This window comes from Enterobacter sp. MF024 (assembly GCF_005843915.1).
GTDB lineage: Bacteria > Pseudomonadota > Gammaproteobacteria > Enterobacterales > Enterobacteriaceae > Enterobacter > Enterobacter barmai.
The window spans coordinates 1-14,959 of sequence record NZ_VCBB01000014.1 but is presented as its reverse complement, the minus strand read 5'-3'; the positions used below and the strand labels follow the sequence as shown (position 1 = coordinate 14,959).

Genomic DNA, 14,959 nt, shown 5'->3' with positions numbered 1-14,959 from the left:
CTGCGCGGGCAGCAACCGCTGTTGCCCGCGCTATCCCTGATTATTCTGGCTTGCCCGTTCCTGTGCCGCCGAGTCCAGCGCGGCGATTTGCTCCTTCAGTGCCGTCAGGCTAAGCGGCCTGCTGATTAAATACCCCTGGGTTTCATCGCACTCCATCATCATCAGCTTTTGCAGCTGCTCTTCGGTTTCCACCCCTTCTGCGGTAATGCTCAGCGAGAACGCTTTGCCGAGGCCGATAATATTTTCGACGATGGTGTTGGCGCTGTCGCTCCCCGGCATGCCGTCGATAAAGGATTTATCCAGCTTGATGCCATCGAACGGGAAATTGCGCAGGTAGCTCAGGGAGGAGTAACCGGTGCCGAAATCGTCCATCAGCAGCTTCACGCCCAGTTTCTTCAGCGCCAGCATGATTTCGAGGCTGTTCTCCGGGTTCCACAGCGTGGCATTCTCGGTCACTTCGATCTCCAGCCGGGCCGGATCCAGCTGCGACTCCTGCAGCGCCTCCCTGATGCGATCCACCACCTGCCAGGATCGGAACTCGACCGCAGAGATGTTCACCGATACCGAGAGGCCATGCAGCGTCTGCTGCGCATCCCGGCAGGCGGTTTTCAGCACCCAGTCGCTGAGCGGGATAATCAGCCCGGTCTCTTCGGCGAGGGAGATAAACTGATCCGGCATGATCAGACCAAGTTCGGGATGATGCCAGCGGATGAGTGCCTCCACGGCGATGATCCGTGATGAGTTGTGGCCATAGCGCGGCTGGTATACAAGACTGAACTGCTCTTTTTTGATGCCCTCGCGCAGGCTCTCTTCCATCTCCCGGCGCTGCACAATCTGCTCTGCCATTTCCGGGGTGTAGAACATCCACCTGTTACGCCCGGTGGTTTTGGCCCGGTACAGCGCAATGTCGGAGAACCGCAGCAGCTCGCCCGCGTCGACGGCATCATGCGGTGCCATGGCGATCCCGATGCTGGCCCCAATCACGATCTCATTTCCGTTGATCAGGAAAGGGCGCGTCAGCTCGGTGATGATGCGTTCGCACAGGGTCTCAATGTAGCGCCGGTCGTGAATGTCGGAGATGATCAGAATAAACTCGTCCCCGCCCTGGCGCGCCACCAGATCGTAATCCCGGATGCAGGCCCGTAACCGGGCCGAGACCTCATGCAGCACGCTATCACCGGCACCGTGGCCGAACAGATCGTTGACCGGCTTAAACTTATCGAGATCGAGACTCAGCATCGCCAGCGGGTGCATCTGGGTAGGCTGTGCCCGCAGCTTGCCCTCCAGAAACTCGCGCATGCGCACCCGGTTGGGCAGCCCGGTGAGATCGTCGTGTCGGGAGAGGTACTCCACGCGCGCCTGGGCCTCGACTTCGAGGGTGACATCCGTGGCGGTGCCGCGGTAGCCGGTGATCCCCTCCGGCGCGACAACGGGTTTGATCGCAATATGGCAGTAGCGCTGGTGGCCCATCGCCGACAGATAGCGGCAGTGCAGCAGGCGGCGATGGCCCGTCTGGCCGGGCAGGGTGATCCACTCCGCCAGCGACTGGTTTTCTGCCTCCATAAATTCGCTGAGCGGGCGGCCGATCCAGGACGAGATACTGTGCCCCGTGATCCCCGGAAAACGCTCAGAAAGCCAGGTGAAACGCAGTTCGGTGTCCGTCTCCCAGATCCAGTCCGTGGTGGCCTCGGCGACGTCACGAAAACGTCTTTCGCTGGCGGTCAGCGCCAGACGGTTCTGCGCCAGCAGCCAGGTATTTTCGTCATACATACGTGCCTTTTTCAGCGCGTTGCGCCCCAGTATCACGCCGGGAACAGCGGTGCAGAGCGCGAGCAGGATCAGCAGCGGCAGGATATAGCGCATCAGCTCCCGCCCCGGATCCTCACTTTTCCACTCAAAAGTGACCTGCTGACCATCAACCGGGAGCGTCGCCGTCCCGCGCCGACCTGCCAGCTTCGGCGCGCCCTTATGCTGCACGCGTGTCTCGGCGATTCCGTACTCCTCACCCAGCGCGATGAGCTTACGCGCATCCAGCACGTCCACAAACACCAGCACCGAGGCGGAACCAGGAGCAACATTAATGCTTGAGTCATCACCCGTGGTGATGCGCGCTGCCGCCACCAGTGCCGGATGGCCATCCTTCATCACCACCGTACTCGCCACTGGCATGGCGTCAGGCTTATCTATTTTTTGCGTCAGATCGGGCAAGGGATCGTCACCCAGCCAGGATTGCAGGGAGTGCGCCACCAGCTTGCCGTTAATCACGCTGTAGCGAGTCTGCCCGCTACCGTCGAGCACGAACACCCCTTCGTACTCAAAATCGCGCCACAGCGAAGCGCCCATATTCTGGCGGGTATAGGCCCAGTCAGTGTCCACCCTGGGGTGAAGATGCTGGTAGGCCTCGCCCCACCAGGCATAGTCTTTGATGTGGGTCGTGAGCGTATCGACACGGTTATAGATCGCCTTTTGCAGCAGCATGGCGCTGTGCTTATCGCTGTCTTCGTTGATATTGCGCACGATGGTCAGCAACGCGATGATGGCGATGATAAACAGCATCGCCAGCAGAGACACCATCACCAGCAGGGCGCGTTTGATAAAGCTGGCGGTTCTTTTCGGCTCAAGGTCCGTGCCGGCTACGTCATCGGAGACAAAAAATTTATGCATTATTCACCCACTCTCTCAGGCTTTTCTTCGTTCCGGTCTCTGTAAGTATCGACCTGTTCTGGCGGGGCTTGATTTTAATAAGTTAAAACTGAAGATAGACGATCCTGGAAAGATGCGGGGAGAGGGGGCAGGCAGTGTGGGTAAATAGTCGCCAGCGAAGCGGTTGAAAAAGCCAAAAGAGGGCAGTAACCCTTCGGTTTGTGTTGATTTTGTTCATGGTGCTGCAAAAAACAACAACCAAAAGGCGAAGGCTTGACGGGGTGGGCGCTTTTTCTTACCCTTTTACACCGAAGCACCCCTCCTGAAAGCCGATATAGCTCAGTTGGTAGAGCAGCGCATTCGTAATGCGAAGGTCGTAGGTTCGACTCCTATTATCGGCACCATTTCAACTTCTCCAAACGTGAGTATTAATCCCTAACTTACTGATTAGTATCGATTTTAATGCTTTTCAATCCATTGTTGTCCGTAACCATCCAGTAAAATCCGACACTGAATATGTATATGTCCCTGTTCGGTCTTGGATTCCTATGCATATGCCTTTAAATGATATGCAAATTCGCCGCGCTAAGCCTGAAGCTAAAGCCTATACGCTTGGAGATGGGTAAGGACTGTCATTGCTAATAGAACCTAATGGGAGCAAGAGCTGGCGGTTCCGTTATCGTTTTGCCGGTAAAACCAAAATGATCTCGCTTGATGTGTATCCTACGATCACACTTACAGATGCCCGTTCTCGTCGTGACGATGCCCTAAAACTGGTCTTCGAAGGAAATAACCCTAGTGAGGTTCGAAAAGAGGAAAAGCTGGCTATGCAAACAGAATCAGAGCAGGCCTTCGCAAATATAGCCAGAGTGTGGCATCAACTTAAATCTTGCAAATAGTCAGCAAGACATGCCTCAGACGTTATGGAAGCGTTAAGAACGACATTTTTCCAAATAAGGGTATGAGACAAGTAGGTGAAATCAAACCGCTAGAACTGCTCAATATGCTGCGTAATATTAAGAAGTGTGGTGCGTTGGAGAAAATGTGCAAAGTGAGGCAACGTTGCTCCGAAGTGTTTCGCTACGCAATTGCAACGGGTAGGGCGGAGTACAATCCTGCGGCTGATCTCTCCAGTGTCCTCGAAGTACATCAATCTCATCACTTCCCGTTCCTCAAATCTGATGAGATACCTGATTTTCTGCGTGCCTTGGAGGGTTACCCGAGAGTAAGCTTGTCCAGATAGCCACGAAATTACTGATGATTACAGGCGTACGAACCATCGAATTACGCGCGGCATTATGACAAGAATTTGATCTGGTTAACGCTATTTGGGAAATTCCTGCTGAAAGAATGAAAATGCCCAGGCCACATCTTGTGCCATTATCAACTCAAGCGTTAGATTTACTCCATGAACTCAAAGTTATGACAGGGAATGATCGCTATGTTTTTCCGGGGCGGAATGATCCGAATAAGTGTATGAGTGAAGCGAGCGTAAATCAGGTTATCAAGCGAATAGGTTATGCGGGACGGTTAACTGGTCATGGATTCAGACATACATTATCAACAATGTTACATGAGCATGCTTTTGAAAGTACGTGGATTGAAATGCAACTAGCTCACATTGATAAAAATATCACTCATGGAACATATAATCATGCAAGTTATATTGACAATCGTAGAGATATAATGCAATTTTACAGTAATATAATTCTTGGAGATGATAATGATTAGTAATTTTTACTCTGACTCTTTAGGTAAAGAATTTCAGTTTATAATGGACAATGAAAATGATAATAACAACGCATTTACTATTATTGTCGGTAAGAATGGTGTTGGGAAATCCCGATTATTAAATGACGTTATTAATGCCCATTTAAGTAACAAGAAAGAAAGTGTAAAGTCAGCATTCCCAACAAAAATAATTGCCGTGTCGACGAGTGTATTTGATCGTTTCCCGTTACTTAATAGACCACGCGCATCAACTTCCATCTCGAATCATTTTTATGTTTATAGTGGCGTAAGGAGTCAATTTGGCAGTGGTGTCATGAAACTCATAAATAGTGTCGGAGGAGCGCTGGTAAATAATTTCCTAAATAGTATCGAAACTGATAGGGAAAATACTGCACAGATATTTAATTTTTTAGAGTTCAAAGATGAATTTAGCTTGGCATTCAGAATACATCATTATCGTATTAAAAATTTAATGGAGCAGTTAAATGAAAATAATGATGAGGTAATTAGGCTTGGTGGCCTGGTAGAATTAGTTTGGTCAAGGAAAGAAGCAGAGGAGATGATCGTTTGCTTGGAAGAAATATCTAATTATTTTTTATTTTCAGATGTCTTCGAAAAGAGAAGCGACATTCGGTGGATATTAGACTTTGATAACTCTAAGAAAAAATGCAGCGTTAAAGGAGTTGAAGTTGAGGATGTTATCCTAACTAAATTGCTCAAACTTGTTAATCTAAATATCGTATCAATTTTCGATGTGAACATCTTAAAGAAAAAAATAGGTAGTGTTTCATTGAAGCGAGCGAGTTCAGGCGAGCAGTGCATGTTCTCTACATTGTTTTCAATTGCTGGAAGCATCAAAGATGGTGCATTAGTTGTCATTGATGAACCAGAAATAAGCCTTCATCCAGAATGGCAGGAGAAATATATTGAAATATTATCTGAGGTATTTTCTCATTATCAAGGGTGTCATTTTATAATAGCTTCGCATTCCCCCCAAATCATTTCTCGCTTAAAATCTAAAAACAGTTATGTACTATCTCTGCATCTCAATAAACTATTTAATGCAGAGCATTTCGTGAAGAAATCTTCAGATTTCTTGCTAGCTGAGATTTTTGATAGTCCGGGATACAAAAATGAATACATCACTAGGGTTGCTTTAAATGTTTTTGCAAAAGTGAAATCAAAAAAAATATTTGATCATGACGATGTTATTGCTATTAATAAACTGAAAGAATTTAAAGTCTATTTAGAAAAAGAGGACCCTGTATATGAGTTGATAACCTCATTGGAGGAAATGTATGACTTCTATTCCTGATATCAACGTGCCATATGAGTTTTCAAAGGAAGAGTTGGCTTTTATTGATGAATTGAAAAGTCGCCCTGATTTTGATCATGATATTTGGTCAAGCAATGAACTTTTAAATCTGCGTAAAAATATTAGGAAGTATTATCGTGAAGTACAAAAAGGGGCATGTGCTTTCTGTAAAGCTCCCCTTTCATTGCAATCAGCTAGAAATTGTGATATAGAACATTTAATACATAAATCTGGTAATATAAGCTTCATGTTCGAACCAAAGAATTTATGCGTTCTTTGCGCTGATTGTAATGAAATAAAAAGGGCTCAAGAAATTGTAGGTGAAATACCGAAGGTAGTTAAAGGGAAAGCTGTAAAATACCCGGGGGCATCTGAACGGTTTTTGATCTATCATCCTCATTATGACAAATGGGATAGGCATATAAAGAAATTTAATAAAATATATGTAGATCGTACAAAAAAAGGAAGTTATACGATTCATGTATGTAAGTTGAATAGATTTTTTCATGAGTTTGATATAGATGATGTATATGTAAATGAGGCAGACCTTACAGAGCTTATGAGTAAGTATTTAAATGAAGGTGATGTGTTGAAAAAAAACACCATCCTTAATGGCATTAGAAGTTTGTTAAATAATTTTTAACCCCTCCTATCAATAACAATATGTTATTGATAGGGTTTTGTTGGTTGTTTATTTTTATTTTGATTTTTATGTTTAAGCTCGATTCATATGGTTAAGATTTTCTTATCTATTATGGTTTATATGATAAATATCAAATATATTCTTTAAATCCTTTGCGCGCAATGCTCTCCCCGCCACGCCTGCCCGCTTAATGGGGAGCTTTTAATGCAGGTGCATTAGCGGGTTCAGCCCGCAGCAGGGCTGGCGCAGGAGAGAATTTTGAGGGGGCAAAAATGCATGCAAAATCATGCGCCTGATGTGTGTATGGCTATTCAATGAAAAAATGGCGGGATTTTTGGTTATTTTTTGTAAATTACCGGGCGGCCAGGTCAGCGCGTTTAATCACGTAATTATGATTTTGCGCAGTGGTGAATTTATCACGATTATTAGCCCGCGAAGCCGCGTCAGGCCTTAATCCGGCAGCCGGTAATAATTCAATGTCCTGTCCTGAATAATTAATTTTTCGCCTCTGGCCAACCAAGCCACGAGGGCTTCACGCAGATACTGAACAGTATGCTGCATGACGCGTTGTTTTACGGCGCTGTGCTGCCCGTTATAACCCATGAGCTCAGGTGCCAGCGTGGCGGCCAGTTCGTCACCGTGCGACATCGTAAAATCATCCAGCCGGTTACGATACTGATGCGCTGCATATCGGATATAGCGCCCGGCGCTCTGGTTCACCTCTCATTTCTTCACATCAATGATATCGCGCAGCAGTTGCAGTGACCGGGAAAGACTGTCATTCCCGGTCGCAAATATTTCCTGATATTCCCGCTTAGCTTCCGCCAGTTAACTTTTACGGGCGAGCCAAGTGCTTTTGTTTTTATGGCAGACCTCATAAGCCTGCGCCAGTATTATCTCACTTATCATGTTTTCCTCACTGGCGCACGGGCGAGCGTGCACGGTCTGCAATCCGAGGTGTTACTGCGAGGTTTACCTGAACCGGTATCTCCTCCTCTTTCTCTGCCGGAGGGCTTATCACCTTGTCGAGGGATTCCTGCGTGGGAAAGGCGGCCGAGCAGACAGCGCATCATGACAGCAGTCCCCACGCTTTCAGGTCTAACTCTCGCTCGCGCATCTCCTGATGGAAGTTGTATCGGGCCGTCGGGATGGATGTCCTGTTCGTATTCATGTGCGGGGCGAACAGATAATCCATCAGATAACGGGTTATAACCTCCTTGCGTTGCCCTGAATCGCCGCCCCCTCTCACGACCAGCAACATTCTCTTTCGCAACCAAACAATCAACACCTCCCGCTCCTGCTTTTTGGTTAAGCAAAATTATCCACTGCCTTATCATATATTTATTTAATAATGTTTCTGTTAATGCAGGATATATTTGGCTTAAGTGAACTTATCTTCTCAAATAGCCCTCTTTTACAGCTTTTATTACACGATTACACATATTGACACTAATGTTGCCGATCGGTAATTATTGCGTAAAACAATAAGCATATTCTTATTTCTTACTCGTTATTCCGGCCGTGCCATTTATCAAATCATTGTTATGTCGGGATAACCTGAGAAAAATCGTGATCGGTGGGCCATTTACTCTTTCTTCAATACAGGGCTCTTCAGACGATGGGGATTTTTCCAGGTCGACGCGGTTGCAACATCCTTCCTGCAATCATACTTTCTTTACCCTTTGTCATTTCTGTGACGACGACTCAGGCGAGGGACCTTTCGTCCTCCTCGCACTCTGTTTCTGACGACACCCCGGCAGGCGGTTTGTTTGCCGCACTGCGCAGCACAATGCTCCATCACCCCGGTCTGGCCAGTCAGCAGGCGCTTGTGCGTTCCAAAGAGGCCAGCGCCGACAGCGCACGCGCGGCACGTCTGCCTACGCTTGGGGCCAGCGCGGGAGCGGGGCAAATTTCGGGTTACAATGATTCCAGCTCGACCACGCTGAGCGTATCACAGCCGTTATGGGCTTTTGGGCGTATCGACAGCGCCATTGACTACGCCGACAGTGACACCCTTGCCCAGCAAGCTACGGCCTGGGCTACGCGTCGTGAACTGCTGGAAGAGACCGCAGTGGCCTATGCAAATGTGCAGGGTGTTCGCGAGCGTCTTGCCGTTGCACAATCGAATGTGACCAACCATCAGGCATTGCAGGAACAAATTCAGCGCCGTGCGCAGGGGGGACTGGCGTCTTCCGCTGATGTCAGCCTGGCGAAGGCCCGGTTGTTACAGGCACGCTCCTCGTTCGAACAGGCCAAATCGGACCTGCTTACCGCCGAATCCACGCTGTTATCCCTGACCCAGGAGCCGATCGCCAGCGACCTGCCGGTTCCCGGCAGCATCCTCCAGTTGCCTGCCGATCGGTCTGTACAGGAACAAATTCTTGCGCAGAGTGCCACCGTGCGTGCCCGCGAAGCGGGGGTCACCCTTGCCGAAACGGATGTGGAACGCCAGCGCACCTCAACCATGCCGACCGTCTCCCTGCAGGCCTCTCGCAACGACTACTCCGGCATCCCCAACCAGAGAAATGACAACACGATCAATGTGGTGGTCACCGGCACGATGGAAGGGCTGGGGCTGGTGAACCGCGGCCTTAAAAACGCCGCTCTGGAACGCGTGGAGTCCGCACGTCAGGATCTGGCCCAACAACGCCACAGCGAAGACATTCAGACGCGCCAGCTACTCGATCAGCGTGATGCTAATCAGATGCTGATGGCGGGTTATGAGCAGTCCGTCATTGAACTCAGCGACACGCTGGCATCCTTCCGCCGCCAGTACGAATCGGGCTACAAGAGCTGGCTGGATGTCCTCAACGCCGTGCGCGAATTAACCGAACAACAACAAGCGCTGGTAGCGGTGCGATCGGCATGGCGGGTTGACTGCCTGCGCCTCGCCGCACGCACGGGTCGTATGGACGACACCTCTGGCGCCCTGCCCACGGGCACACAATTAGCTAACACGTCTGCGAGCCAACCCTGATGACACCTGTAACCCTCTCTGCATTACTGGCCCTGCTGGACAAGCTACACGCCCCGGTGAATAAAGCGGCTTTAACCCAAGCCTGGGCGCGTGCGCAGGCCGCTCCTCCGTTGACCGATCGCCCCCAGGATCATGTGCGTAATTTACTGTCGGACGCGGGGATGAAAGATGTCCGGCTGGCGTTGCTTCCCTGGCGGCGTTTTGATCCCCGCCAGCTCCCGGCCCTGATGTGGCACGAACAGTCATGGTGGCTGGCCGAGCGGCACAGTGAGGGAGGGAATACCGATACCCTTACGCTGAGCCATGAAGGTGCCGAGTCCCGAACGCTGACGCCAGACGACATCGTGACCGGTGCGCCGGGTGCGGCTGCGGGTGACGAAACGGCTGTACTCTGGTTCAGCCTGGCGTCACCGGTAAAGTCAGAAAACCTCGCTGATAGCGAAAACCCGGCCATGCGCCTGGTCTGGCGAGAACTGTTGCGCGACCGCCGCTGGGTATTTCGGGTCGTTGCCGCCACGCTGCTGGTGAACCTGCTGGCCATTCCCACATCGCTCTTCGCGATGCAGGTCTACGATCGCGTGGTTCCCACCCTGGCCTGGGCCACACTGACCACCCTGGTGGTGGGGATGGTGCTGGTTGTGGGGCTGGACTGGCTGCTCAAAACACTGCGTGCCCGCGTCATGGACAGCGTTGCCAGCAGCGTGGATAAACGCCTTTCCCAGCATGTCTATGAACACCTGCTGCACCTGCAGCTCGACCAGCAGCCCGGCAGTCTGGGCACGCTGGCCGCACAGGTGGGAGCCCTGGATTCGGTGCGACAGGTTGTCTCTGCCGGTCTGGTTTTCGGTATCGTGGATCTGCCGTTTGCCTTTCTGTTTATCGGGCTGATTGGTTTGATCGGCGGGCCCGTCGGCTGGGTTTACCTCGGAATGCTGCCTGTCGCGCTGGCGCTTGGCCTGTTCACCCGTCTGCGCTTACGCCGTCTTACGCGCCAGCAGATGCTTCGCAGCAATGAGCGTCTGGGCCTGCTGGTGGACAGCATTCGCGGCGCCGAGACGCTGCGGGCCAGCCATGCGGGCTGGCGTTTTGCACAAGACTGGCAGACGCTCAGCAATTCCATCGCCGGCTACAGTATTCAGCAAAAATCGCTCAGCCAGTTCTGTACTAACACCACCGGCAGTCTGTCGACGCTGGCGTATGTCATGGGGATCGTGGTGGGCGTCTGGGGCGTCGAGGCCGGATATTTGACCACCGGGGGCATGGTCGCCTGCAGTATTCTGGGGGGACGTGTTATCGGGCCGGTGAGTCAGGGCGTTCAGTACCTGATGCAGTGGCAGCAGGTCAGAGAAGCGCTGGATATGGTGAACAACCTGCTGCGCAAACCGACGGAGCGCCGCCCTGGGCAGACGCTGTTGTTGCCCGATCGCCTGCCAGAACATATCAGTGTGGAAAAGCTGCGCTTCGCCTTTCCGCAGTCTCCGGTGCAACAACTCAATATTCCCGCACTCCGCTTTAACGCCGGTGAACGCGTCCTGCTGTTAGGGCCCGTTGGCGGCGGTAAATCGACGCTGCTGAAGATCCTGGCCGGGCTCTATCGCCCCGGTGAGGGACGCGTGCGCCTGGGCGATGTCGATCTGTGGGAGATTGATCCCCAGCTGGTCAGCGCTCAGGTTGGCTATCTGCCCCAGGCGGTGCAGCTCTTCAAAGGTACGCTGCGAAGCAATCTTATGCTCGCCGGTGCCGTCAGTGACACCACGCTTGCGGACGTCACCCGCGATCTGGCGCTGGATCAGGTGGCTGCCGGTAATCCGCTGGGTATGGATATGGCTATCAGTGAAGGTGGCTCGGGTCTTTCTGGCGGTCAGCGCCAGCTGGTCGGCCTGGCGCGTGTGCTGATGTCTCGTCCCCGTATCTGGCTACTGGATGAACCGACGGCCTCGCTGGATGGCGAAGCTGAGGCCCGTGTCTGGAAAGCATTACAGGCCCGGCTACAGCCAGAAGATATTCTCATCGTCGCCACTCACCGTCCGATGGCGGCTATTAACTTAGCCACCCGCGTACTGGTCGTGCAGGAAGGCACCATCGTGCGTGATGGTACGCCAGACAAGCTGCTGCCAGGAATGATGGCCCGCGCCGCAGGCTCGCGGCCTACCGTTGAAGTCATGAATGTCAAACCCCGTATGCCAGAAGCATCCAATACAGCAGGAGTCATAAATGGCCGTTGAACTGTTTGACGACGAGGTCGCTGACGCCGCTCGCGTGCAACGGCTGGAAAACTACCACCGTAGCCGACTCTCAGCCGGGCTGATCTGGAGCAGCGTCGCCCTGGTGCTGGGTTTTGTCATATGGGCTATGTATTTTCACATTGATGAAGTCGCCCGGGCACACGGTGAAGTTATCGCCAGCAGCCGGGTGCAGATAATCCAGACCGTGGACGGTGGCGTACTTTCCGAGCTGCATGTCAAAGAGGGTGACCATGTTAAGGCCGGGCAGGTTCTGGCTCGCCTCGACCCAACCCGCGTTGAGGCAGCGGCGGGTGAAGTGGACGCGCGCATCGTCGGTCTCCGGGCGCGTATTGCCCGACTTCGCGCGGAATCAACGGGACAGTCAACTCCCCGTTTCCCTTCCGATCCCGCCCCGGCATTGCGCGAGCAGGCAGACATTGAGCGCGCCCTGTTTGTGCAACGTCGTCAGAGCCTGCAGGAAGATATCAGCGCACTGCAAACCGCCGTGAATTTAGCCAGTCAGAAGCTCAACCTGGTCAACGGGCTTGAACGTTCTGGCGATGTCAGCACCAGCGAGCGGCTTAACGCCCAGCGCGATCTCAATGAAGCCCGTGCACGCCTGCTGGGTCGGCGCAATAAGTTTTTGGATGACGCACGCGCCGATCTCACCAAAGCCGAAGATGACCTGGGCCAGACGCTGCAGCAGATGGCCGGCCGTCGCCAGCAGGTGCACGATACGGTCTTTACGGCCATGGGGCCGGGGATAGTCAAAAACGTCCGCGTCACCACCCTGGGTGGGGTATTACGTGCCGGGGACGAGATCATGCAGATCGTCCCGTCAGATGATGCCCTCATTATTGAGGCCAAGGTTCTGCCTGCGGATATTGCCCGCGTTCAGGTTGGCTTGCCGGCCACTGTACGCCTTGATCCCTTCGATTACACCATTTATGGCGCACTTCAGGGGGAGGTGATCTATGTGTCGGCTGACACCCTCAAAGAAAACACCCCACGTGGCGAGGAGATCTACTACCGCGTCCATGTTCGTCTGAAAAGCCATGCAGAAGACCTTTCAGACCCTCAGGAAGAGGGGCAGTTTGTGCGCAGTACGACAGGGCGTCGGCTGGACATCCTGCCGGGCATGACATCGCAGCTCGACATCCGTACCGGCGATCGCACGCTGATGGACTTCTTACTAAAACCTTTGCGTAAAACACTCAGTGAATCATTCCAGGAGCGATGACACCGCAGGTGGTCGTTGCAACCCGATTTTCCTGTTCGCCCCAAATGGAACCAACACACAATGAACTCCGAGACCCAGATGAAGCCAAGCCAATACACGCTCAATACCGGTAAAAACCGTATCACTCTGCAGGCCGGGCAGACCAACATTCACAAGGCCGCGCCGGGTGAAACTTACCGGGTTCTCAAGCGCCAGGGCGAAAAGGACCAGGACACGCTGGCCGACGACGTCGTCGCTTCGCGTCACGGACAAGATTTGCAGCTGGACTATGCCGATGGCACCACGCTGACCCTGCAGGACTGGTTTACGCAAAGCGATACCAGCGTAACCCTGCCTGCTGATGGCACCTCTACCCAGGTGATGACCCCCGACAGCACCGAAGGGGCGGCGCTGGCCGACGGCAGCCATGTTTTCTATGCGCACGGTTCTGCGGATGCGCTGGCCAGCATGACCTCAGGCCACCCGGGGTTAGAGAATATCTTAGCTGGCGTGCAGAATGGGTCAGTGGTGTCTGGCCATCCGGTAACCTACCTTCCTCAATCGCACTCATACGTGGGCTACCTCGCGGGCGCCCTCGGACTGGGGGGCGTGGTCGGGGTTGCCGCGGCGAGTGGCCATAGTGGGGGCGACAACGGCGGCAAGCACGATAACGGTGGGGAAGTACCCGCTGTAGAAAACGCCGTCGAGCTTAATTTTGTCGGCGGCCCGGCGCTCAGCAGCAACGATTTGAACGTGGAGATCTATCAGGCCGATGGCAAAACGCTGATTGGCACGGGGACGCTGGGGCCCAACGGCTCGGTAACCCTGTCTGCGGGCAGCTACAGCGGCGTGGTGATTGTTAAGCTCGTCAACAGCGGCAGCGCTGCTGACTACCTGGACGAAGCGACGGGCGCGGGTAAAGACCTCTCTGCCCAGCTCTGGAGCATGGGTGTTATCTACGGAGACAACAGTACCCTCGTTCTCAATATTAACGTGTTGACCACGCTCGCCTATAACAAGGCGCAGGAAGCCCTCGGCGGCACGGCTGACAGCCCAGCCACCCTGAGTGCGACGCAGGTGGCCGACACCTCCGCCGCTATCGGCAGCCTGTTTGGCGTGGATAACATTCTGAACACCACGGTCGTCGCAACCAACGGTGGCAGTTATAACGCGACCGACGGCCTGAGTGCCGGTGAAAAATATGGTCTCCTGCTGGCGGCATTCTCCGGCGCGGAAGCCAACGCCAGTGCATCCACCCAGACCATCCTTGACGCCGTCACTGCCGGGATCACACTCGGCAGCACCATCAGTCTGTCCGATGAGGCGCAGTCGTTGCTGATTAAAGGCGCAGCCGCCGCCACCGACACCTCCGGCGGCCTCAGCCTTATTATTGACACCCATGCTCCTGTCTTCACCAGCGCCACTGCGGCCAGCGTGGATGAGAACATCGGGGCAGGCAAGGTGGTCTGGACTGCGGTCGCAACCGACCCGAGCCAGTTTAGCTACAGCCTGAGCACCGCCGGTGATAGCGCGTTGTTCAGCATCAATGCCTCCACCGGCGCGGTTACCCTGATCGGCAATCCGGATTATGAGAGCAAAGCCAGCTACAGCTTCACCGTTGTCGCCACCGATGCCGCAGGCAACGCCAGCAGCCAGACGGTCACGCTGGCTGTTAACAACCTCGACGATTCCGCCCCGACGATCACCAGCGGTACCACCGCCACGGCGATCAACGAAAACAGCGGCGCAGGGCAGGTGATCTACACTGCCACGGCCACCGACACCGGCGATATCAGCGGGGGCGTGACTTTCTCACTGAAAGCGGGTAGCGACGCGGGGCTGACCATCGACCCGACCACCGGGGCGGTCACCCTGACCGGTAATCCGGATTTTGAGAGCAAAGCCAGCTACAGCTTCACCGTTGTGGCTACCGATGCGGCGGGCAACGCCAGCGATCAGACCGTGACGCTGGATATCAACAACCTCGACGAAGTCGCCCCGATGATCACCAGCGGCACAACCGCCACCGCGATTAACGAAAACAGCGGTGCAGGGCAGGTGATCTACACCGCGACCGCCACCGACACGGCGGATATCAGCAATGGCGTCACCTTCTCACTGAAAGCGGGCAGCGACGCAGGGCTAACGATTGATGCGACCACCGGCGCGGTCACCCTGACCGGCAATCCGGACTTTGAGAGCAAAT

Annotated in this window: 7 protein-coding genes, 1 tRNA gene and 2 pseudogenes; 8 read left to right on the top strand and 2 right to left on the bottom strand. The window is 53.5% G+C overall.

Features of this window, described 5'->3' with window-relative positions; genetic code table 11:
• Positions 1 to 30 precede the first annotated feature (30 nt).
• A complete protein-coding gene (locus FFB58_RS18780; protein ID WP_286172802.1) occupies positions 31 to 2,664 on the bottom strand; it encodes an EAL domain-containing protein in 2,634 nt (877 codons plus the stop codon).
• 307 nt (positions 2,665 to 2,971) lie between these two features.
• Between FFB58_RS18780 and FFB58_RS18775 the strand changes: the two genes are divergently transcribed.
• The 4 genes and pseudogenes from FFB58_RS18775 (at position 2,972) to FFB58_RS18760 (ending at position 6,332) form a co-directional block, all read left to right on the top strand.
• Positions 2,972 to 3,047, top strand: a tRNA-Thr gene (locus FFB58_RS18775).
• A gap of 150 nt (positions 3,048 to 3,197) precedes the next feature.
• Positions 3,198 to 4,374: pseudogene (locus FFB58_RS18770) on the top strand (integrase arm-type DNA-binding domain-containing protein).
• The gene (locus FFB58_RS18765; RefSeq protein WP_171029979.1) at positions 4,367 to 5,689 is read left to right on the top strand and encodes an ATP-binding protein; all 1,323 of its coding nucleotides are present in this window, start codon (positions 4,367 to 4,369) and stop codon (positions 5,687 to 5,689) included. Before FFB58_RS18770 ends, FFB58_RS18765 begins: the two are co-directional and overlap by 8 nt.
• A complete protein-coding gene (locus FFB58_RS18760; RefSeq protein ID WP_138370683.1) occupies positions 5,673 to 6,332 on the top strand; it encodes an HNH endonuclease in 660 nt (219 codons plus the stop codon). Before FFB58_RS18765 ends, FFB58_RS18760 begins: the two co-directional genes overlap by 17 nt.
• A 352-nt stretch (positions 6,333 to 6,684) precedes the next feature.
• Here the strand turns inward: FFB58_RS18760 and FFB58_RS18755 are convergent.
• Positions 6,685 to 7,238 (bottom strand): annotated as a pseudogene (locus FFB58_RS18755) (phage polarity suppression protein).
• Positions 7,239 to 8,121: 883 nt separating this feature from the next.
• Here FFB58_RS18755 and FFB58_RS18750 point away from each other — a divergent pair.
• The 4 genes from FFB58_RS18750 to FFB58_RS18735 all read left to right on the top strand — a co-directional run.
• Entirely contained in the window at positions 8,122 to 9,309 is a 1,188-nt protein-coding gene (locus tag FFB58_RS18750) for a TolC family protein (protein WP_171029978.1), read from the top strand.
• The gene (locus FFB58_RS18745; protein WP_138370681.1) at positions 9,309 to 11,534 is read left to right on the top strand and encodes an ATP-binding cassette domain-containing protein; all 2,226 of its coding nucleotides are present in this window, start codon (positions 9,309 to 9,311) and stop codon (positions 11,532 to 11,534) included. Before FFB58_RS18750 ends, FFB58_RS18745 begins: the two co-directional genes overlap by 1 nt.
• Positions 11,524 to 12,774, top strand: coding sequence for an HlyD family efflux transporter periplasmic adaptor subunit (locus FFB58_RS18740; RefSeq protein WP_138370680.1), 1,251 nt, complete (start codon positions 11,524 to 11,526; stop codon positions 12,772 to 12,774). Before FFB58_RS18745 ends, FFB58_RS18740 begins: the two co-directional genes overlap by 11 nt.
• Positions 12,775 to 12,834: 60 nt before the next feature.
• The coding region (locus FFB58_RS18735; RefSeq protein ID WP_138370679.1) for a cadherin repeat domain-containing protein at positions 12,835 to 14,959 on the top strand (2,125 nt) is incomplete at its 3' end.

Bases quoted from the DNA above. Each gene is read 5' to 3' on its own strand.
- FFB58_RS18780 (WP_286172802.1), bottom strand. From the start codon at position 2,664: ATGCATAAATTTTTTGTCTCCGATGACGTAGCCGGCACGGACCTTGAG.
- FFB58_RS18765 (WP_171029979.1), top strand. From the start codon at position 4,367: ATGATTAGTAATTTTTACTCTGACTCTTTAGGTAAAGAATTTCAGTTT.
- FFB58_RS18760 (WP_138370683.1), top strand. From the start codon at position 5,673: ATGACTTCTATTCCTGATATCAACGTGCCATATGAGTTTTCAAAGGAA.
- FFB58_RS18750 (WP_171029978.1), top strand. From the start codon at position 8,122: ATGCTCCATCACCCCGGTCTGGCCAGTCAGCAGGCGCTTGTGCGTTCC.
- FFB58_RS18745 (WP_138370681.1), top strand. From the start codon at position 9,309: ATGACACCTGTAACCCTCTCTGCATTACTGGCCCTGCTGGACAAGCTA.
- FFB58_RS18740 (WP_138370680.1), top strand. From the start codon at position 11,524: ATGGCCGTTGAACTGTTTGACGACGAGGTCGCTGACGCCGCTCGCGTG.